This is a genomic window from Pseudomonas sp. Root562, assembly GCF_001427125.1.
Lineage (GTDB): Bacteria > Pseudomonadota > Gammaproteobacteria > Pseudomonadales > Pseudomonadaceae > Aquipseudomonas.
In genome coordinates, this window is sequence record NZ_LMGK01000026.1 from 164,435 (window position 1) to 183,230 (window position 18,796).

General features: G+C 57.6%; 18 protein-coding genes. 12 read left to right on the plus strand and 6 right to left on the minus strand.

The features are described 5' to 3' along the window. The first annotated feature begins 55 nt into the window (after positions 1-55). On the plus strand, positions 56-886 hold the full coding sequence (gene queF / locus ASD60_RS27550) for an NADPH-dependent 7-cyano-7-deazaguanine reductase QueF (RefSeq protein ID WP_056857037.1): 831 nt from the start codon (positions 56-58) through the stop codon (positions 884-886). A 170-nt stretch (positions 887-1,056) separates the two neighbouring features. Here the strand turns inward: queF and ASD60_RS27555 are convergent, their stop codons facing one another. Together ASD60_RS27555 and ASD60_RS27560 are read right to left on the minus strand one after the other, a co-directional pair. Continuing rightward, complete coding sequence (locus ASD60_RS27555; protein ID WP_056857038.1) at positions 1,057-1,320, minus strand: DUF4404 family protein; 264 nt, start codon at positions 1,318-1,320, stop codon at positions 1,057-1,059. Between the two features lie 118 nt (positions 1,321-1,438). Beyond that, positions 1,439-2,059, minus strand: coding sequence for a phosphatase (locus ASD60_RS27560; RefSeq protein WP_056857039.1), 621 nt, complete (start codon positions 2,057-2,059; stop codon positions 1,439-1,441). A gap of 197 nt (positions 2,060-2,256) precedes the next feature. On the opposite strand from ASD60_RS27560, the gene ASD60_RS27565 reads away from it, so the two are divergent. The 3 genes from ASD60_RS27565 (at position 2,257) to rssC (ending at position 4,939) form a co-directional block, all read left to right on the plus strand. Next, positions 2,257-2,946 (plus strand): MlaA family lipoprotein, encoded by a 690-nt coding sequence (locus ASD60_RS27565; RefSeq protein ID WP_056857040.1) that lies wholly within the window; start codon positions 2,257-2,259, stop codon positions 2,944-2,946. Positions 2,947-3,275: 329 nt separating this feature from the next. Beyond that, complete coding sequence (rssB, locus tag ASD60_RS27570; protein ID WP_056857041.1) at positions 3,276-4,460, plus strand: two-component system response regulator RssB; 1,185 nt, start codon at positions 3,276-3,278, stop codon at positions 4,458-4,460. Then, positions 4,457-4,939, plus strand: a complete 483-nt coding sequence (gene rssC, locus ASD60_RS27575) for an anti-sigma factor antagonist RssC (protein ID WP_056857042.1) — start codon at positions 4,457-4,459, stop codon at positions 4,937-4,939. The genes rssB and rssC overlap by 4 nt, the downstream gene beginning before the upstream one ends. Positions 4,940-5,180: 241 nt before the next feature. Here the strand turns inward: rssC and tal are convergent, their stop codons facing one another. Beyond that, entirely contained in the window at positions 5,181-6,107 is a 927-nt protein-coding gene (tal, locus tag ASD60_RS27580; RefSeq protein WP_056857043.1) for a transaldolase, read from the minus strand. Between the two features lie 208 nt (positions 6,108-6,315). Then, positions 6,316-7,278, minus strand: a complete 963-nt coding sequence (locus tag ASD60_RS27585; RefSeq protein WP_056857044.1) for a glycosyl hydrolase family 5 — start codon at positions 7,276-7,278, stop codon at positions 6,316-6,318. Between the two features lie 292 nt (positions 7,279-7,570). Between ASD60_RS27585 and ASD60_RS27590 the strand changes: the two genes are divergently transcribed. The 8 genes from ASD60_RS27590 to ASD60_RS27625 are packed head-to-tail and all read left to right on the plus strand — an operon-like array spanning position 7,571 to position 17,056. Beyond that, positions 7,571-8,011: a low molecular weight protein-tyrosine-phosphatase gene (locus tag ASD60_RS27590; RefSeq protein WP_056857102.1), complete on the plus strand. Its 441-nt coding sequence runs from the start codon at positions 7,571-7,573 to the stop codon at positions 8,009-8,011. A gap of 39 nt (positions 8,012-8,050) precedes the next feature. Further along, positions 8,051-10,279 carry a polysaccharide biosynthesis tyrosine autokinase gene (locus ASD60_RS27595; RefSeq protein ID WP_056857045.1) on the plus strand — a complete coding sequence of 743 codons (2,229 nt, stop codon included), beginning with the start codon at positions 8,051-8,053 and terminating at the stop codon, positions 10,277-10,279. A gap of 40 nt (positions 10,280-10,319) precedes the next feature. Further along, entirely contained in the window at positions 10,320-11,402 is a 1,083-nt protein-coding gene (locus ASD60_RS27600) for a glycosyltransferase (protein ID WP_056857046.1), read from the plus strand. Between the two features lie 15 nt (positions 11,403-11,417). Further along, positions 11,418-12,530, plus strand: a complete 1,113-nt coding sequence (locus tag ASD60_RS27605; RefSeq protein WP_056857047.1) for a polysaccharide pyruvyl transferase family protein — start codon at positions 11,418-11,420, stop codon at positions 12,528-12,530. Then, positions 12,527-13,759 carry a polysaccharide biosynthesis C-terminal domain-containing protein gene (locus tag ASD60_RS27610; RefSeq protein WP_056857048.1) on the plus strand — a complete coding sequence of 411 codons (1,233 nt, stop codon included), beginning with the start codon at positions 12,527-12,529 and terminating at the stop codon, positions 13,757-13,759. Before ASD60_RS27605 ends, ASD60_RS27610 begins: the two co-directional genes overlap by 4 nt. Then, positions 13,750-14,853, plus strand: a complete 1,104-nt coding sequence (locus ASD60_RS27615) for a hypothetical protein (RefSeq protein WP_056857049.1) — start codon at positions 13,750-13,752, stop codon at positions 14,851-14,853. The genes ASD60_RS27610 and ASD60_RS27615 overlap by 10 nt, the downstream gene beginning before the upstream one ends. Positions 14,854-14,863: 10 nt before the next feature. Beyond that, complete coding sequence (locus tag ASD60_RS27620) at positions 14,864-15,904, plus strand: acyltransferase family protein (RefSeq protein WP_056857050.1); 1,041 nt, start codon at positions 14,864-14,866, stop codon at positions 15,902-15,904. Positions 15,905-15,928: 24 nt separating this feature from the next. Then, a complete protein-coding gene (locus ASD60_RS27625; RefSeq protein WP_056857051.1) occupies positions 15,929-17,056 on the plus strand; it encodes an SGNH/GDSL hydrolase family protein in 1,128 nt (375 codons plus the stop codon). Between the two features lie 113 nt (positions 17,057-17,169). On the opposite strand, the gene ASD60_RS27630 is transcribed toward ASD60_RS27625, so the two are convergent. Beyond that, positions 17,170-17,586 carry a hypothetical protein gene (locus tag ASD60_RS27630; protein ID WP_056857052.1) on the minus strand — a complete coding sequence of 139 codons (417 nt, stop codon included), beginning with the start codon at positions 17,584-17,586 and terminating at the stop codon, positions 17,170-17,172. A 66-nt stretch (positions 17,587-17,652) separates the two neighbouring features. Then, on the minus strand, positions 17,653-18,486 hold the full coding sequence (galU, locus tag ASD60_RS27635; RefSeq protein ID WP_056857053.1) for a UTP--glucose-1-phosphate uridylyltransferase GalU: 834 nt from the start codon (positions 18,484-18,486) through the stop codon (positions 17,653-17,655). Between the last annotated feature and the right edge of the window lie 310 nt (positions 18,487-18,796).

Below are 18,796 nucleotides of genomic sequence, written 5' to 3' on the forward strand. Positions count from 1 at the left end.
AAAGGCGCAAGCAAAGGCTGATAGAATCCGCTGATTCTTCAGTCAGGTTTCCGCCATGCATCCCGCAGCCGAACACTCGCCGCTGGGTAAATCCAGCGAATACATCGCCACTTACACGCCGTCCTTGCTGTTCCCGATCCCGCGTACCGCGAAGTGGGCCGAACTCGGCTTGACGGCTGAAACCTTGCCTTACAAAGGCGTCGACTTCTGGAACTGTTTCGAGCTGTCGTGGTTGTTGCCCTCGGGTAAACCCGTGGTGGCGATCGGTGAGTTCAGTATTCCGGCGGATTCGCCGAACATCATCGAGTCGAAATCCTTCAAGCTCTATCTCAACTCGTTGAACCAGACGCCGTTCGCCGACACCGCAACCCTCGAAGCGACGCTGGTCAAAGACCTGTCGGCCGCTGCCGGCAAACCGGTTGGCGTGCGCGTTCGCAGTCTCAAGGATGTCGAAGCCGAAGGCGTCGTGGCGCTGCCCGGCGTGTGCATCGACGAACTGGATATCAGCGTCAGCAACTACGAGCATCCGCGCCCGGAACTGCTGCGGTGTGATGACTCGCGCACTGTTGAAGAGAGCGTGCACAGCCATTTGCTCAAATCCAATTGCCCGGTCACCAGCCAGCCGGATTGGGGCAGCGTGGTGGTGGATTACCGTGGCGCGGCGCTGGATCACGCGAGTTTGCTTGAATACATCGTCAGCTTCCGCCAGCACTCGGACTTCCACGAACAGTGCGTAGAGCGCATTTTCCTCGATCTGCAGCGCTTGCTGAAGCCGGAAAAACTGACGGTGTATGCGCGTTATGTGCGCCGTGGCGGGCTGGACATCAACCCGTACCGCAGCACTGAAGAGGTTCAATTGCCGAACCATCGCCTGGTCCGTCAGTAACGAAACCCTGTAGGAGTGAGCCTGCTCGCGATAGCGGTATGTCAGACACCATTGATGTCGACTGACACGCCGTCATCGCGAGCAGGCTCGCTGCTACAGTGGACTGCATTTCAGGCAGCAGACATTAAAAAGCCCCGCTATCGCTAGCGGGGCTTTTTGCGTTTGGCGGGTCAGATCCCCATGTTGGCCAGGGCCTGGCCGATATTGCGCAAGGTGCCGGCAAGGGTAGGGTGTTCGAGTTCGAAGCGATCGATGGCCAGGTTGACACCGTCGGCGAGGCTGGCGTCCTGGGTCTTGGTCTCGAGTTCGAGCTTGAGTTCGATCTGTTGCATCAGTTCGTGCAGGTTTTCGCGCTCGGATTCGGACAGCGGAGGATTCTGTTCCAATTGCTCGCGCAGGGCATTGAGCTGTTCTTGCAGTTCGCGGGCAGGCATGGCGTTCTTCCTTCTCTCAAATGGCACTGGCATAGACCGCAGCGATGCGCCAAAGGTCTATGGCTGACCTTAAGATTAATCCACTCCTGCGTAACCTGCATGCTTCATAGGGTCGCAATCAGGGCTTTTCGCCTTTGAGCCGGCGCAAGCTGATATCTGCCAGGCAGGTGTCGAGTTCACCGAGATGATCGATCACCGAATGCACCCCCAGGCTAAACAGTTGCAGGGTCGCCTTGCCGCGCCTGATATCCCGTTCCTGCTGGGACAGGGCTTGCCATTGTGCGGGTGACAAGCCGCAGAGCGAACCGCAGGACGCCAGCCCGATGGTCCACAATCCGGCATTCAGCCCCGATTGCAGAAGACGCGGTTCGCCACTGACCAGCACGCAGCCGTCCAGTCTCTCGACATTCAGTGCCATCAATGCTCGCCAGCAGGCATCTGGAGCCGGCCAGGGGTTGTTTGTTGCAGAGTGTTGCGAAGATTTGATCCATGCCGGCAACGCAATCGCCAGGGATCGGCTGATGGCCGGCGAAAGCTCATCAAGCCATGCGCACGGTATTTGTTGGCGCTGCAAACTGTGCAGGCTTTCGAGGGCGCCCGGAGTGGCTTCGGTGTGCTCGACTGAATGACTGCCGTTCAGACGCGTATGAGCGCCGAAATCCACCAGGCAACCACTGAGCCCGAACAGCACGGCCGTCAGGTTTGGCGCAGATTGAGGCTTGGTTTCGGCGTGCGGCATGTCGACGACCCTGAAATAGCCTCGAGGCTAGCGGGCAGCGATGACAGTTGAGTGACACGGAGGTGAATCGATGACAGCCACACGAATCCCGAGCGCACCCAAGGGGGATGCTGCCTAAAGTAGCCTTTACATCTTATACTAGCGGTCTTTGCGCCCGGCTCAGTCCTAGGCGACGGTACAATCCAAGGAGTTTTTATATGCGCTGGAGCAACCATTTCGCTCAGCTTTGTGTGTGTGCCAGCGCGTTGCTGGTTCCGTTCGTTGCCCAGGCAGCGTCGGAAGACGACCCTTGGGAAAGCATCAACCGTCCGATCTACAAATTCAACGACGTGCTCGACACTTATGCCCTGAAGCCTTTGGCCCAGGGGTACCAGTTCGTGACGCCTCAGTTCCTTGAAGACGGCATCCACAACATGTTCCGCAACGTCGGTGAAGTGACCAACCTCGCCAACGATATCTTGCAGGCCAAACCTGCGGCGGCCGGTGTCGACACCGCTCGTTTGATCTTCAACACCACTTTCGGCCTTCTCGGTTTCTTCGACGTCGGTACCAAGATGGGCCTGCAACGCAACGACGAAGACTTCGGCCAGACGCTCGGTTACTGGGGTGTCGGCAGTGGTCCATACGTGATGCTGCCGCTGCTGGGGCCGAGCACATTGCGTGATGCGCCGTCGAAGTATGTCGACGGTTACACCGGCCCGTACCGCTATATCAACGATGTGCCGGTGCGTAACTCGATCTTCGGTCTGAACATCGTCGATACTCGCGCGAACCTGTTGTCGTCCGAGAAGCTGATCACGGGTGACAAGTACACCTTCATTCGTAATGCGTACTTGCAGAACCGTGAATTCAAGGTGAAAGACGGTCAGGTTGAAGACGATTTTTGATCTTTACCGGTTAAGACAGAAGGCGGCCATCGAGCCGCCTTCTGCGTTTTTGAGCGACTGCGGTCCTTACATTGAGTTTCGGTTCTGGCGGTTTTTATAACTCCCGGTGATTTGACATGGATGGATGTCAAGCGACCATCGGCGTGAGCTTGAAACGCCTCGCGGATGGGAGTACCGTCTGCGCCTTAGAAGGGCACCTCTGGTGTACATGCGAATAGGGCGAATGCTCGAAAACAGTGCAACAGAGAGGCTAGAAGCGAATCCAGTAGTGTGAGCCGGGCTAAAATCCGAGCCGCTACGCCAACCTAATTCTGGCGCCGTTTGCCCACATGCCAAAAACCAGTGCCACGCTGCTGATAATCGATGATGACGAAGTAGTGCGCGCGAGCCTCGCCGCCTATTTGGAAGACAGTGGTTTCAGCGTCTTGCAGGCCAGCAATGGCCAGCAGGGTCTTCAGGTATTCGAGCAAGACAAGCCCGACTTGGTCATCTGCGATCTGCGCATGCCACAGATGGGCGGACTCGAACTCATTCGCCAGGTCACCGAACTCGCGCCGCAGACGCCAGTGATCGTTGTATCCGGTGCCGGTGTGATGAACGATGCGGTCGAGGCTTTGCGCCTCGGTGCGGCGGATTACCTGATCAAGCCTCTCGAAGATCTGGCCGTGCTCGAGCACTCTGTGCGTCGAGCCCTGGATCGAGCGCGTCTGCTGCTGGAAAACCAGCGCTACCGCGAGAAGCTGGAGAAGGCCAACCGCGAACTCGCCGCCAGCCTTAACCTGCTCCAGGAAGACCAGAACGCCGGTCGCCAGGTACAGATGAACATGCTGCCGGTCAGCCCCTGGACCATTGACGAGTTCAAGTTCGCCCACCAGATCATCCCGTCTCTGTATCTGTCGGGTGATTTTGTCGACTATTTCCGGGTGGACGAGCGTCGAGTCGCGTTCTATCTGGCCGACGTTTCCGGTCATGGCGCCTCTTCAGCCTTCGTTACGGTGTTGCTGAAGTTCATGACCACGCGCCTGCTGTTCGAATCGAAGCGCAGCGGCACATTGCCGGAATTCAAGCCTTCAGAAGTTCTTGGTCATATCAACCGGGGGCTGATCAGTTGTAAGCTGGGTAAGCACGTCACAATGGTCGGTGGAGTCATCGACGAGGAGACAGGTTTGTTGACCTATAGCATCGGCGGTCATTTGCCGTTGCCAGTGTTGTACACACCCGACAGTGTTCGTTATCTGGAAGGGCGTGGTTTGCCGGTTGGCCTCTTCAACGAGGCCACCTACGAAGACCACGTGCTGGAACTGCCGCCGACGTTCAGCCTGACGCTGATGTCTGATGGCATTCTGGACCTTTTGCCAGAACCCACACTCAAAGAAAAAGAAGCTGCGTTGCCCCAACGGGTCAAGGCAGCGGGCGGCAGCCTGGATGGTCTGCGGCAGGTTTTTGGATTGGCCACGCTAGGGGAGATGCCGGATGATATCGCCCTGTTGGTGTTGAGCAGGAATCTTCAATGAGTACCGGTAGAATCCAGTTCGCCGAGCAGGACGGCACCTTTGTCCTGAAGTTCGTCGGTGAAGTTCGCCTGACCCTGTGTTCGGCGTTGGATGCGACTATTGATCGGATCTTCACGGCGTTGAACTTCAACGCCATCGTGATCGACCTGACCGAAACCCGCAGCATCGACAGCACCACCCTGGGCCTTTTGGCCAAGCTGTCGATCCTTTCGCGGCAAAAGGTCGGCCTGCTGCCGACCGTCGTCACCACCCACGAAGACATTACCCGTCTTTTGCAATCCATGGGCTTCGAGCAGGTGTTCAACATCGTTGACAAGCCTGTGCCGTGCCCGGAATGCCTGGATGACCTGCCAGATCAGGATCAGTCTGAAGAAGTGGTGCGTATCAAAGTGCTCGAAGCGCACAAGATCCTCATGGGCCTGAACGATTCCAACCGTGAAGCGTTCCATGACCTGGTGAATGCGCTGGAGCGGCACTGATTCCATGTAAACCTTTAGAACACCGCTGAACTGTGGCGAGGGAGCTTGCTCCCGCTCGGTTGCGCAGCAGCCGTAAAACCTTCGACTATTGTATGCCTGATGCTACTCGGTTGTGGCCTTTGGGGCCGCTTCGCAGCCCAGCGGGAGCAAGCTCCCTCGCCACACATCTCATTTGCCACAGCACCATAAAAAAGGGCGAACCCACCAGGGTTCGCCCTTTTTTGCATTACGCCAACTCAGATCACAGCTTGGCTTGCAGCAGTGCCTCGAGTTTTTCCTGGTCACGAGCAAACTGACGAATGCCCTCAGCCAGTTTTTCGGTCGCCATGGCGTCTTCGTTGGACAGCCAGCGGAACTGTGCTTCGTTGAGGTTCAGGCGTGCTTCACCGGCGTGACCCGGCGCCAGTTTGCGCTCCAGCTTGCCGGTGTCCGCCGCCAGCTTGTCGATCAGGTCCGGGCTGATGGTCAGACGATCGCAGCCGGCCAGTTGTTCGATCTGGCTCAGGTTGCGGAAGCTGGCGCCCATGACCACGGTTTTGTAGTCATTGGCCTTGTAGTAGTTGTAGATACGCGTCACCGATTGCACGCCCGGATCATCCGCGCCGGTGAACTCGTTACCGGTGGCTTTCTTGTACCAGTCGTAGATGCGGCCCACGAACGGCGAAATCAGGAACACCCCGGCGTCGGCACAAGCCGCGGCCTGGGCGAAAGAGAACAGCAGGGTCAGGTTGGTCTGGATGCCTTCCTTTTCCAGGATCTCGGCAGCGCGGATGCCTTCCCAGGTGGAGGCGATCTTGATCAGCACGCGGTCGCGGCCAATGCCGGCCTTTTCGTACAGTTCGATCAGGCGGTGCGCACGCTTGAGCACGGCATCGGTGTCGAACGACAGGCGTGCATCCACTTCGGTGGAAATACGGCCCGGAATGACCTTGAGGATTTCTTGCCCCACCGCGACGCCGAATCGGTCGCTGGCCAGGCCTACATCGCCCTTGCAGTCATTGACGCAAGCGTTCAGCAGTTCGGCATAAGCGGGGATGGCCGCAGCCTTGAGCAGCAGGGAAGGGTTGGTGGTGGCGTCTACCGGCTTAACGCGAGCGATCGCTTCGAAGTCGCCGGTGTCGGCAACCACGGTGGTCATTTGTTTGAGTTGTTCCAGCTTGGAAGTCATGGGCGTGCTCTGTCCTGTGGGTCTGATGACATTACCCGAGCGCTGACAGCCACTCAAGGGTGTGTACGTGTATCGATGGCCCCTGCGGCAACAACCAGACAACGATTGTTTTAAAGGCGGGGCGAGGTATCGATGAATACGATGCCAAAACAGCTCACAGGTTCAAAGCAACCGACCTGCGAACAGACCGGTCGCGATTGCACGGTGGCTACTCGGCGTTCAGGTGGGTTTCGACTGTGATTTTCGCCGGTTTGGGTTGGCCGTCGGAGGTCAGCAGGCCGAAATTCTTCTCCCGGTCATTGCTGCCCGATTCAGTGTTTCTCCATTCGTAGATGGAGGTCAGCGGGATATTCAGCCGTTTCACATCGGCAATGAACGAAGCGATTTTGCTGGCTTGTCCTTCAGCACCACCATTGGAAGTGAGCGCCGAAACACCCCATTCACTGATGACGCCCGGCAAATGGAAGTTTTGCTGGATAAACGTCTGTGCGTTGCTGATCTGGGTGCTCGTCATGCCATAGGGGTGGTAGGAGATGGCATTCAGGCATTTCGGGTATTCGCTGACGATGCGGTTCAGCGCGACCGTCGAGGCGGAGCCCGCAGTCGGTGGGCGGGCGAAGCCGAAGCCGACCCGTGGCGCCGATTGCGGTTTGTCTTGCAGCGACTTGCACATGGCGCTCATGAACGGCACGAATGTCGTGTCGAAATTGCGTGTCGGCCAATAGGTCTCAAGATCGGGTTCATTCCAGATTTCAATCGCCACCAGCTGCGTGCTGTAGGAGGTTTCCAGTCTCGACACCGTGTTGGCAAACGATTCGCCAGCCGTTGTCAGCTCACTGATATTGCCTGTCGCGGCCATCAACGGCTTGATGGCGCGTACGGTGAGCAAAACCGGCAGGCCAGCGGACCTGGCCGCCGCAAAGGCATCGCTGACCTGTTTCTGATAGGCCGCAGCAGTCAGGCTGTCGCTCCATACACCGAAGCGTACAAAGCTGAACCCCGCTGCTTTGATCTGCGCGGCGTCGGCAGCGGAAAAGCTCTGGATCTTGACCTGCACACCAATGGTCTTGGTAGGCAGGTTAGGGAACAGTTCGCTGGCTTGAACCTGAGTCGTTGCACCCAGCGCGATCAGGCTTAGCGCGCCGAGTCGTTTGAGATGTGCTGATTTCATGTCTGCTCTCCTGATGAGAAGTGACAACTTCGAATAGATATCTCTTTACTCATGTTTCGATAATGAAGCAGGTATGAAGTGCGTGAATGTTATTTTTTGTCGGAAATCTATCAGCTGAAAATCACAGTTATTTTTAGTCCGCTAATTGTGGTTGGGTGCCTTTTAAGTGCTGTGGTACTTAATGCTTCGGTACTAACAGGTGAATCTATTTCTGAGTTCAGGAAGATTCGTGGGGTTCATTAAAACCCTCGCGACATGTTGGCCGTTTGACATTACTCGGGAAAGTAAAATCTTGTTCAAAAAGATCCTGGTCGTCTGCGTGGGCAATATATGCCGAAGTCCGACAGCAGAGCTTTTGCTGCGTGACGCGCTGGCCTCTACAACGATCGCAGTGGCCTCCGCAGGGCTGTCCGCAAGGGTGGGCGAGTCCATGGAAGCGTCAGCCCGGCAGATTCTCGAAGACCGTGGGCACTGTGCCGAAGCCTTCAAGGCGCGGCAATTGACGCCCGACATCGTCAATGAGTCAGACCTGATTCTGGTCATGGAAAAACAGCATGTAAAACAAGTATTGAATATTGCCTCTCACGCCAGAGGCAAAGTCTTTCTGCTCGGTAAATGGCAGAGCGAGCGCGAAATACAAGATCCATATCGTCAAGGCAAGGCCGCTTTTATTCATGCCCATGCATTGATTGAAGATGCTGTTAGCTCATGGGCGCAACGCCTCGCGCGTTGATGAATATTCTTCAGATCAATGAATGGTAAGAACAGACTTATGCAGTTACCGTCCGTAATCGGCACCCGCGACAACGATCAAGACAGCATTGATCTTCTCGGTATATTTGGCAGTTTGATCGATCAGAAATGGTTGATCGGCGCGCTCACCGGAGCCTTTATGGTGACCGGCGTTGCCTATGCGGTTTTGGCGACACCGGTGTACCTGGCGAACGCGCTGGTGCAGGTCGAGCCGAAGAAGAACGACATGCTCGGGTTTTCCGATCTCAACAGCATGCTCGGCGGGCAATCGCCCTCGGTGACCGAAATCGGCATCATCAAGTCCCGCGCGGTGATCGGCAAAACGGTCGATGACCTGCGCCTGGATATCGATGTCACCCCCAATACCTTCCCGGTCATCGGCGGTTTTCTTGCCCGACGTTATCGCGGCGAAACCGAGTTCAGTGTCGCGGCCCCGCGTTTCGGTCTCAACAGCTACGCCTGGGGTGGTGAGCGACTGGAGATCAGCCGGCTCAATCTGCCAAAAGAACTGCTCGGCAAGAAACTCACGCTGGTCGCCGGTGAGCAGCAACGGTTCCAGTTGTTCGATGAAAACGACAACCTGCTGGTCGACGGCGTCGCTGGCCAAGCGTTCAAACAGGACGACGTGGAAGGCTTGATCGCTCAGCTGTCGGCAAACCCCGGCACGCGTTTCGAAGTAGTGCGCAATCCGCGGATCGTGACCATTCAGGGTTACCAGGATGCGCTGGATATTTCCGAGCAAGGCAAGGAATCGGGAATCATCCGTTTGGCCCTGGCCAGCACCGATGCGGCCGAGGCCGTGAAAATCCTCAACAAGATCTCTTCGTTGTATGTGCAGCAGAACGTGCAACGCACCTCGGCTGAAGCGGCGCAGAGCCTGGAGTTCCTGCAAGGCCAATTGCCGCAGGTCAAGCGTGATCTGGCCAAGGCCAGCGAGGCACTCAACGGTTATCAAACCCGTGGCAAGACGGTCAATATTTCCCTCGAAACCCAATCGGTGCTGGAACAGGTTGTCAGCCTCGACACGCGGATCTCCGAACTGAAAATGCAACAGGCGGAGCTGGACCGCAAGTTCACCAAACAGCATCCAGCGTACCGCGCGCTGATGACCCAGCTCGGCGAGCTGACCCAGCAACAGAAGGCACTGGAGAGCAAGGCCCAGGACCTGCCCGCCACGCAACAGGAATTGCTCAACCTGACCCGCGATGTGGAAGTGGCGTCGCAGATTTATACGCAACTGCTGAACAAATCCCAGGAACTGGACATTGTCCGGGCGGGGGCGGTGGGCAACGTGCGGTTGATCGACACTGCGGATGTCGACATGACCAATCCGGTCAAGCCGCGCAAACCCTTGATCGTGCTGATTGCAACCTTCCTTGGCGCCTTCTTCGGGGTGGCGCTGGTGTTGCTGCGAAAATCCTTGAGTCGAGGACTGGAAGGGCCGGAAGCCATCGAACAACTCGGCCTGCCGGTTTACGCGTCGATTCCCTACAGCGCATTGCAGCAGGAAGAGGACAGCAAAAAAGGTCGTGCCCGGGACGGCGTGGACAAACCGGCCTACCTGCTGGCCCTGCGCAACCCGACGGATCTGTCGATCGAGTCGATTCGCAGCTTGCGTACCTGCCTGCATTTTGCCGGGCTCGATTCGACCAACAACCGCATCATGATTTCCGGCCCGAGCCCGCAGGTCGGCAAGACGTTCGTGTCCTCCAACCTCGCAGCGGTGATGGCGCAAAGCGGACAGCGCGTGGTGCTGATCGATGCCGACATGCGCAAAGGTCATTTGCACAAAACCCTGAACACACCGATCACCAATGGTTTGTCGGACCTGCTGGTCAAGCGCTGCAGCATCGAGCAGGCGATCAACAAAGTCGAAGTCGACAACCTGCATTTCATCAGTCGTGGCCAGGTCCCGCCCAATCCTTCCGAGCTGTTGATGCACGCCAACTTTCGCGAACTGCTGGCGCAACTCAGCGAGCTTTACGACCTGGTGATCATCGATACGCCGCCGCTGTTGGCCGTGACCGATGCGGCGATTGTCGGTCGTGAAGCGGGCATCAGCCTGATTGTCACGCGCTTCGGGGTGAACCCGGCCAAAGAAATCGAACTGACGATTCGCCGCTTCGCGCAGAACGGCATCGAGTTGAAAGGTGCGGTGTTCAACGGCGTCGAAAAACGTGCGGCCAGCTATTACGGCAACGGCGGTTACGGCTACTACAGCTACGAATACGCGTCCGACAAGTCCTGAGTTTTGACGATTGTCCTTTCATGTTTGAAGTGGGTGAACTGTGAAAAAAATACTGCACGTGGCAGAGACGATCAAAGGTGGCGTCGCGACCGTTATCCGCACAATTTCGGCTTCGCCGGACGATGACGTCGCGAACTACGAACTGGTGTATCTGGTCCCGCAGGATCAGGAAAAAGAACTGCACGGCATCCAAGCGCAGCAGATCCGCACCTTCGCCCGCTCCGGGCGCAATGTGCCGTCGTTGCTGCGCTTCGCCTGGCGTCTGACCCAGGTGATGCTCAAGGAAAAGCCCGATGTGGTGCATTTGCACAGCACGTTTTCCGGGGTGATCGGCCGGTGTGTCTGCGTGCTGTTGCGACCTTGGCGCAAGCCGAAAATCGTCTACTGCCCGCATGCGTTTTCGTTCCTGATGGAAAGCTCGCCGATCAAGCAGAAGGTCTATGCCTCGATCGAGCGGATGTTGCAGAAAGTCACCGACGTGATCATTTGCGTCAGCCAGTACGAGCTGGACAAAGCCGCGCGGTTTGGCATCGAGCGCAAACGCATGAAGCTGATCTACAACGGCATTCACCGCAAGGATGACGCGCCGAAAACCAGCAGCCCCGAGCCGATTCACTTGCTCTTCGTCGGCCGCCTCGACTATCAGAAAGGCTTCGATGTGTTGCTCAAGGCCTTCGCCAAGGTGCAGCGCAACGACTTGAAACTGACGGTGGTTGGCAGTGCGGTCAATGAGGATTCGGTCGAGTGTCCGCCGATGGACGCCGTTGAATACCTGCCTTGGGTCACGCCGAACGAAGTGCAGGTGCTGTATCAGAAAGCCGATGCGCTGATTGTGCCCAGTCGTTGGGAAGGCTTCGCCATGGTGCCGCTGGAAGGCATGGCCATGGGCTTGCCGGTGATCGCCAGCAATTGCACGTCGCTGCCCGAGCTCGTCACTGATGAGGTGTCCGGCTACGTCTTTCCCAGCGGCGACCACCACGCGTTGGCCGATGTGCTGAAGAAAATCCAGAAACCGCGCTTGCTCGACCTTGGCAGCGAAGGGCGCAGCATCGTGCGCGAGCGTTTCAGCGCCGCCTTGATGATTCGCCAGACCTACGACCTGTATCGCGCTCCCTCTTTTTAAGTAGAACTCAAGCATATGAACGTAACGATTTTGCATGGCTACAGTGCGTCCAACTCCGGTGACGGGCTGCTCGTCGATTTGGCCATTGAGTTGGTGCAGCGAAACTTCGGCGAAGACACTTCGATCAGCGTGGTGGCCTCCGATCCACAGTCCTTCAGCTACTTGCCACACCCGCGTTTTGAGGCCCCGGTGATGGCGGCCAAAGGCTTGGGTCGGGTCAAGCAAGCGGTGTTCCTCAACCAGTCCTACGCAGGCCTGGCGGATCTGTTGAAAAAAACCGACCTGATCGTCGGTGTCGGCGGCGGCTACATGCGCTCCAAAAGTGCCTTCGAACACATCAAGCTGAAACTGGGGCACGCCAGGCAACTGGAAACGGCAATCCTCAGCAAAGTGCCGTCGGTTTACCTGCCGCAAAGCATTGGGCCGTTCCACGGCGAGAGCCGCAGGATCGTCGAGCATTACGCCAGCGCCGACGCGGTGTTCGTGCGGGACAATCGCTCCTCGGCGATCTTTGATGCTTACGAAAATGTCTACCGTGCGCCGGACCTGGCAGTCCAGTCCCTGGCGAGCAAAATCCTCGCGCAACCCAAGTTCACCCGTTGCGCATCGTCGCCAGCAACGGTGTGCGTGGTGCTGCGCAAGCCGCCGGAGTGGAGCAAGGAAAAGAAGCTCGCCTATGTGGCCAACCTGAAGTTGCTGCTGCAGCGCCTGAAGAACAAAAGCAAGGTGGTGTGCGCCGTGCAAAGCGCGGTACGCGGCAACGATGACGGCGCGTTTTATCGCGAGTTGGGCATTACCGAAGACCTGCTGCCATTGAAGGCGACACTGGCCAAATACCAGCCGGACCTGGTGATTTCCGTGCGTCTGCACGGCGCCATCGAATCGCTGCTTTCCGGCGTCCCGGCGTACCACATCAGCTACGAGCGCAAAGGCTTCGGCGCCTATCAGGACATGGGCGTGGAAGACTGGGTGATCAATGGCGGCGACATCGATGTCGATACCATCATCAACACGGTCTACGCACCGAATGCACTGTCGAATTTCGGCAAACGCCTGACCGATACCTGCCGCGAGATCGAAGCGAAAACCGTGGCCATGGACGAGATCATCAAAGGTATCGTTCGATGATATTTCGGCTGTTGCTTCGCGGCGGGGCATTAGGCGCGAAGTTTTTGCTGGTGTTGGCCATCACCCATTACCTGGGTTATGAGGCACTGGGCTTTTACGGCGTGGTGGTCGCGGCGTCGTTGATCGCCTCGAAGTTCTACAGCGTCGGGTTCAGTTCCGAGATCAATCGATTGATCAGCGTGGGTGGGACGTCGCGGCGGGTGGTCGACAAGGTTTTGCTGTTGTATCTGGCGGTGGGGTTGCTGCTGTCGGTGGTGACAGTGCTGGTTTACTCGCTGTTCCAGGCCGTCGAGGCGACGACTGCGCTGATCCTCTGTGTGACGCTGGTACTGCTCACCGAACACCTGTCCTTCGAAATCAATTCCTTCGTGTTTTCCGCGCAGAAAGCCACGGCGGGTGCGTTGCTGTTTTTCGTCAAGACCGGTCTGTGGGCGGTGCTGGCGGTGGGCGGGATGATGCTTGGCTGGGTGTCCGGCATCGCCAGTGTGTTGTGGCTTTGGGTGGCGGCGAACGTGTTGGTGATCGTCGCCGGTTATCTGATTGTGGTGAACGTGCACAAAGGCCGGGTCAGTGGCACGCTGGCCACCGCAACCGTGTGGAAGGCCGGGCTGCCGTTCTATCTTGGCACAGGCTTGATCGCGCTCAGCCAGTATGCCGAGCGCTTTCTGATCATCGATCTGGAGCCCTACGCCAGCCTCGGTAAATACGTATACGCCTGGTCGGCGGCCAACACCTTGCAAGCGCTGTCCTACGCGGTGGTGGCAGTGGTGGGTATTCCGGTGCTCGCCAAGCGGTTTCAGGCGGACCAACAGCCGTTCACGGTCAGGCAATTGTTCGTCAACAAATGGGTGATGCGCTCGCTGGTGGTGTCTGCCGCGGTGGCGGTGCTGATTTATCTGTTCTTCAATGTTCTGCTCGATTATGTCGGCGCGGCGGTTCCGCGACCGGACAACGCAATCCTCGGCGTGCTGATTTTTTCCTTTGCCTTGCGCGCTATCGGCGACATCGTCTGGGGTGGGTTGATCGCCTCGAAAAACAGTCGGGTGTCATTGGCGAGCGCATTCATATGCCTGCTGGTTTCAGTGCCGGTCAGCTACCTGCTGATCAAGCACTATTCGATCTACGGCGCCGCCTGGGGCAACGTTTTCGCAATCATTGTGCAGCTCGGGGTCATTGCGCTGTTGACCCGCATGACCGGCGCAAAAAAGGCAGCACTGTCATGGGCCTGAAGCTGCCGTGCATCGAGTTCCGCGGCAAGAAGCTCGACTCATCGATTTCCTTCCTGATTCTGTTTACCGGGTTGTTCCTGTCGGTGGCCATGCCGATGTTGGTCCCACGCGCTCCCGGCCCTGATGCCATGACCTTGTGGTCGTCCTACGCGCGAGCCGACAACTGCAATTTCTGGAACCCGTTCTCGCCGGATCGCTCTTCCTATGAGTGTTCGGCATTCCTGTTGCGGCCCACCGGGATCAACCTGACCAATGCCTGGGCCTACGGCATGTTCTGCAATTTTTTGCTCACGGCGATTCCGGTGGTGGTGTTTCGCCGCATGCCGTTGGCGATTTTCGGAACTCTGTGTCTGTGGGGCATTGTCCGTTCGTTTTTCCTGGAGAACCTGACCAAGGAAATCATCGTGTCGGTGGCGGTGTTGAGCATTCTGCTCAGTTCGTTGACGCGCAAATATCGCGGCGGGTTTTTCCTCTCGGCAGTGATCTACGGCGTGCTGATCCGGCCTTACTGGATTCTGTTTTCACTGTCCTGGGTCGGCGTCTGCGTGATGAAGAAATACGTCTCGCGCTTCACCTTCTTCCTGATGCTGTTTCTGTTCTACCTGGCGGTCGCCATGGCGATCCAGGTCGCGCTCGGCTTTCCGGTGTCGTCGATTCGCGCCAGCAACAACGAACTGCGCACGGCGGGGGAGGAGGGTTCCAAGTCGTTGATCGTTTCGTGGCTCAGCGGCAGCGACTTCGTTTCCCAGGCCCTGGACTCGATGATCATCTTTTTTCGGTTGTCGTTCCCCGTGGAGCTGATTTTGCTGTCGGGGCCGGGCCAGGTGATCTTCGTGGCGTTGATGATCATGACCGCGTTGCTGCTGTTCAAGGTCATCACCTCGACCGATTACAAGGGTGCGCCGATCCAGACCAAGCCTAAGGAACTGATCGCGATTCCGCTGGCATTCCTGCTGGTTCAAGGCCTGTTCGAGCCGGACTTCGGCTCCTTTGCCCGGCACTTCTCGATGGTGGTGCCTGTGTTGTTCGTGGGCCTGGGATTGATGTTGCGGGCAAACAAACCGGTACAGGTTGAATCACGCGTTCTGAATTGAGGCTTGTTTTATGTCGAGCAAGAAAAAGTCCCTGGAGATCGAAACCCTGCGCGGTCTGGCGTGCCTGCTGCTGGTGCTCTATCACGTCATCGGCCCGCTGGGCGGCGGCTTGAAGATCGACCTGGGCTCGCCGTTCCGGGTGATCGCCGACTCCATGGTGTATGTGCGCATGCCGCTGTTCACCTTCATCTCGGGCTACATCTATTCCATCTACAAAATCCGCGGCAATGACTTTTCCGCATTCTTCAGCGGCAAGGTTCGACGGTTGATCGTGCCGCTGTTTTGCGTAGGCATACCGTTCTCGGTGTTGCAGGCGGTTGGCCCGGGCGTGAACAAGGATGTCGGCGTGATCGACGCGTTGTTGTCGTTCTGGGTACCGATCAACCACTTCTGGTTCCTGCAGGCGGTGTTCATCATTTTCATGTTTGTCGGCCTGCTGGAGTGGCGTGGGCTGTTGCGCACCGCGACGCGCTTGAATCTGCTGTTCGCCTTTGCGGCGGTGGTGTTTTTGCTGCCGCCATTCACGCTCGACGCGTTCGGCATCAACGGCGCGATCTATCTGCTACCGTTTTTTGTGGCGGGGATGATCGGCCAGGAAAATGTCAGCGCGTTGAAGCAGCGGTTCAAGGTGATTGGCCCGCTGGTGTTCGTGATGATCACGCTAACGCTGCTGTACGTGGCGGCGGTCGATCGGGAGTTGATCGTCGACCGTCGCAGCCTGATCGGTTTGACGGTGGGTTGCGTGTCCTGCATGGCGCTGCTGGCGAGTGACCTGCGTTCGAAGGCACTGACCTGGCTGGGCGGCTATTCCTATGCGATCTTCCTGTTCCATGTTTTGTTTGCGGCGACATCGCGGTTTGTCCTGGGGCGGTTGGGTGTGAAGGATGAGAGTCTGCTGGTGTTCGGCGGCGTGACTTGTGGTTTGCTGGGACCGGTGGTGCTTTCGATGATTTTCAGTCGATTCAACTTCACCTCCGTGCTGTTTCTGGGTGAGCGTGCTGCGACAAAAAAGCCTGCGGCGAGCATCGCTCCGGTGGCGCAGACCCAATGATTGTCCGAGGGAAGGAAGCAATGCATGTTGGCAGTTGATGACATTCAGCCCGTTGCTGCGTCGGTGATTGAGGTTGGCGACGCGCGCGAGCGGTTTGCTCAGTGGCGTGAAGGTAAGGCTGGCCAGGTACTGTCGATCTCGGTGATCGGCGACAGCTACAGCGCCGGGCAGGATTTTTATCTGAACAAACTGGTGCAGCGCGTGGCCGGGGAGGTTGGTTTTGCCGGCCCCGGCTATGTCGGCTTCAACCACGGCGCGGCGCTGGGTGGCACGCATTTCAAATACACCCGCAGCAGCGAAAAGTACTTCGGCGGGGATTGGCAAGTGTCCGGCCTCGGCCAAGCCAGTCCCGACAGCCGCACGGTAATGGGCCGCCCCGGCGCATGGCTGCAGATCGATGCCAGCCCGACGCCGGCCATCAGCACCGCCGTGACTCAGGCGAAATTGCTTTACCTGGGCAACGGCGAGCCCAACGAGATCCGCTACCGCTGGACCCCGTCGCAAGACTGGCAACCCTTGACACTCGCCGGCTCAGGGGTTCAGGAGGTGCCGCTGCCCGGCGTATCGCAGGCGCCGGACTGGGCGTTCCGGCTGGAAGTGGTGACGGGCGCGCCAACCCTGTTCGGCCTGTGGATGAGCAACGATCTGGGCGGCGTGCGGGTTTCCAAGCTGGCCGCCTCCGGCGCCGCATCCGGGGACTTCTACCACAGCGATAGCCACTGGCAGACGCAGTGGAAGGCGGCGGTGTCGAGCATTCCTGCGGACATTTACCTGATCATGCTCGGTGGCAACGATCAAGGCTTCGGCGTCAAACCCGAGCAGTATCTGAAGAACGTTCAAGGGCTGGTGGGGATGGTGCGCCAGATCCAGCCGAAGGCGAGCATCAACCTGATCCTGCGTCAGGACACCACACGCTCCAGTGCTTACCCGATGTCGGCGTATGCGCAGGTGTTGCAGCCCTGGGCGCAGGCGGAGCATCTGGGTTATCTCGATTTGCAGTGCGCGTTCGGACCCGACGTCAAACGCTATGCCGCCGCCATGATCGGCCCGGACAAGATTCATCCGGTCCCTGCCACGGGTGGGCGGGTGATTGCCGATTACTTCTATCGCTGGATGGTGGGCGGGCAGGACCGTTGCGACGCGTCGCTTTGACTGCTGTTGCCACAGAACTGCAGGAGCGAGCCTGCTCGCGAAAAACTCAATAACACCGTAGTTCTTCAGGATGCGCGCGTTATCGTTGACGACCATCGCGAGCAGGCTCGCTCCTACAGGAGAGCTGTTTCGAAGTGCTGCAAATGACTCAGCAGTTCTGCCGTTTTGAGCGGCATCAATTGCGTGGCGCAGCGGGTTTCCACATTGATGATGATGGCCGGTTCGTTGCAGCAAATGCGCACCCGGAACCTCCAGTCGCTGAAAATCACTTTCAAGCCATCGCGGTCGTCGACTTCCAGAGCCTGTTCGCCATACAGCTTTTTCAAGTGGGCGAGGAGGGGATAGGGGTTGCGTATCGGCCGGCGAATGTCTCCGGACGAGGGAAACATGCCGATCCGTTCCACCAGCAGCGTGCTGCCCAACCAGGGCTCATTGGCGCTGGGTAATGGCTGATGGCGCGACAACCAGGTCATCACGCCGAGGTTGCCCACCTCCAGTTCATTGTCTGCCGAGTGTTTTGCGTTGTTCATGATGGCTTGCCTGAATGAAGAGTGGGCGTGTGGTTGGTGTGGAGCGTTGGATCGGCTTGGGCCAGGTCAGAGACCCTTGAGGTACACGTTGTCGTAGCAAAAATTGGTCGCTTCGAGATAGCCCTCCGCGCCGCCGCAATCGAAGCGCATGCCTTTGAACTTGTAGGCCAGCACGCAGCCGTTCTGGGCCTGCTTCATCAATGCGTCGGTGATCTGGATCTCGCCACCTTTGCCGGGTTGGGTGTCGGCGATGAGGTCGAAGATATCCGGCGTCAGAATGTAGCGGCCGATGATCGCCAGATTGGACGGGGCGTCTTGCGGGCTGGGTTTTTCCACCATGTTGTTGACCCGGTAGATGCCTTCGGAGATCAGCTCGCCAGCAATTACGCCGTACTTGTGAGTCTGGTCGCGCGGCACTTCCTGAATGGCCACGATTGAGCAGCGGAATTTTTTGTAGAGCTGGATCATCTGCGTGAGCACGCCGTCACCTTGCAGGTTCAGGCACAGATCATCGGCCAGCACCACCGCGAAGGGCTCATCGCCGATCAATGGGCGGCCGCTGAGAATCGCGTGGCCCAGGCCTTTCATTTCGACCTGACGGGTATAGGAGAAGGTGCAGGTGTCGATGAGTTCGCGGGTGCCCGCGAGGAACTTCTCTTTCTCGGTGCCACGAATCTGGTGCTCCAGTTCATAGCTGATGTCGAAGTGGTCTTCCAGTGCACGCTTGCCCCGCCCGGTGACGATTGCCATGTGTTGCAGGCCGGCGTCCCGGGCTTCTTCAACGGCGTACTCGATCAACGGCTTGTTGACGATCGGCAGCATTTCCTTGGGCATGGCTTTGGTTGCCGGCAAGAAACGCGTGCCATAGCCGGCAGCGGGGAACAAACATTTACGAATCATAAAAGTATCCTGGACAGTCACGGCACATCGTCAACGAGTGCGCGCAATAACGAGTGATTGCAAGTTTCAATGAGTATTGAAGGTGTACTTTAATACCCGAGTCAGGTTGTTAATGGCAATTAGTGGTAGTGGCAGAATGCGCCAATGTTATGAGATGTCGGATAGATACTTGTTAGTTATTTTTAGTCGGTATCTGTTGATAGTGAGGAAGGCGTTGGAGTGCTAATAAGTACCGGGCAATACAGTTTGACCTGCAAAAATATTTATTGCCAGTCGTTGAACTAAATTTGTTTTAGGTTGTTGTCGCCCT

Coding starts and splice junctions, on each gene's coding strand:
- queF (WP_056857037.1), top strand. CDS start 56: ATGCATCCCGCAGCCGAACACTCGCCGCTGGGTAAATCCAGCGAATAC.
- ASD60_RS27555 (WP_056857038.1), bottom strand. CDS start 1,320: ATGCCTGCCCGCGAACTGCAAGAACAGCTCAATGCCCTGCGCGAGCAA.
- ASD60_RS27560 (WP_056857039.1), bottom strand. CDS start 2,059: ATGCCGCACGCCGAAACCAAGCCTCAATCTGCGCCAAACCTGACGGCC.
- ASD60_RS27565 (WP_056857040.1), top strand. CDS start 2,257: ATGCGCTGGAGCAACCATTTCGCTCAGCTTTGTGTGTGTGCCAGCGCG.
- rssB (WP_056857041.1), top strand. CDS start 3,276: ATGCCAAAAACCAGTGCCACGCTGCTGATAATCGATGATGACGAAGTA.
- rssC (WP_056857042.1), top strand. CDS start 4,457: ATGAGTACCGGTAGAATCCAGTTCGCCGAGCAGGACGGCACCTTTGTC.
- tal (WP_056857043.1), bottom strand. CDS start 6,107: ATGACTTCCAAGCTGGAACAACTCAAACAAATGACCACCGTGGTTGCC.
- ASD60_RS27585 (WP_056857044.1), bottom strand. CDS start 7,278: ATGAAATCAGCACATCTCAAACGACTCGGCGCGCTAAGCCTGATCGCG.
- ASD60_RS27595 (WP_056857045.1), top strand. CDS start 8,051: ATGCAGTTACCGTCCGTAATCGGCACCCGCGACAACGATCAAGACAGC.
- ASD60_RS27605 (WP_056857047.1), top strand. CDS start 11,418: ATGAACGTAACGATTTTGCATGGCTACAGTGCGTCCAACTCCGGTGAC.
- ASD60_RS27610 (WP_056857048.1), top strand. CDS start 12,527: ATGATATTTCGGCTGTTGCTTCGCGGCGGGGCATTAGGCGCGAAGTTT.
- ASD60_RS27615 (WP_056857049.1), top strand. CDS start 13,750: ATGGGCCTGAAGCTGCCGTGCATCGAGTTCCGCGGCAAGAAGCTCGAC.
- ASD60_RS27620 (WP_056857050.1), top strand. CDS start 14,864: ATGTCGAGCAAGAAAAAGTCCCTGGAGATCGAAACCCTGCGCGGTCTG.
- ASD60_RS27625 (WP_056857051.1), top strand. CDS start 15,929: ATGTTGGCAGTTGATGACATTCAGCCCGTTGCTGCGTCGGTGATTGAG.
- ASD60_RS27630 (WP_056857052.1), bottom strand. CDS start 17,586: ATGAACAACGCAAAACACTCGGCAGACAATGAACTGGAGGTGGGCAAC.
- galU (WP_056857053.1), bottom strand. CDS start 18,486: ATGATTCGTAAATGTTTGTTCCCCGCTGCCGGCTATGGCACGCGTTTC.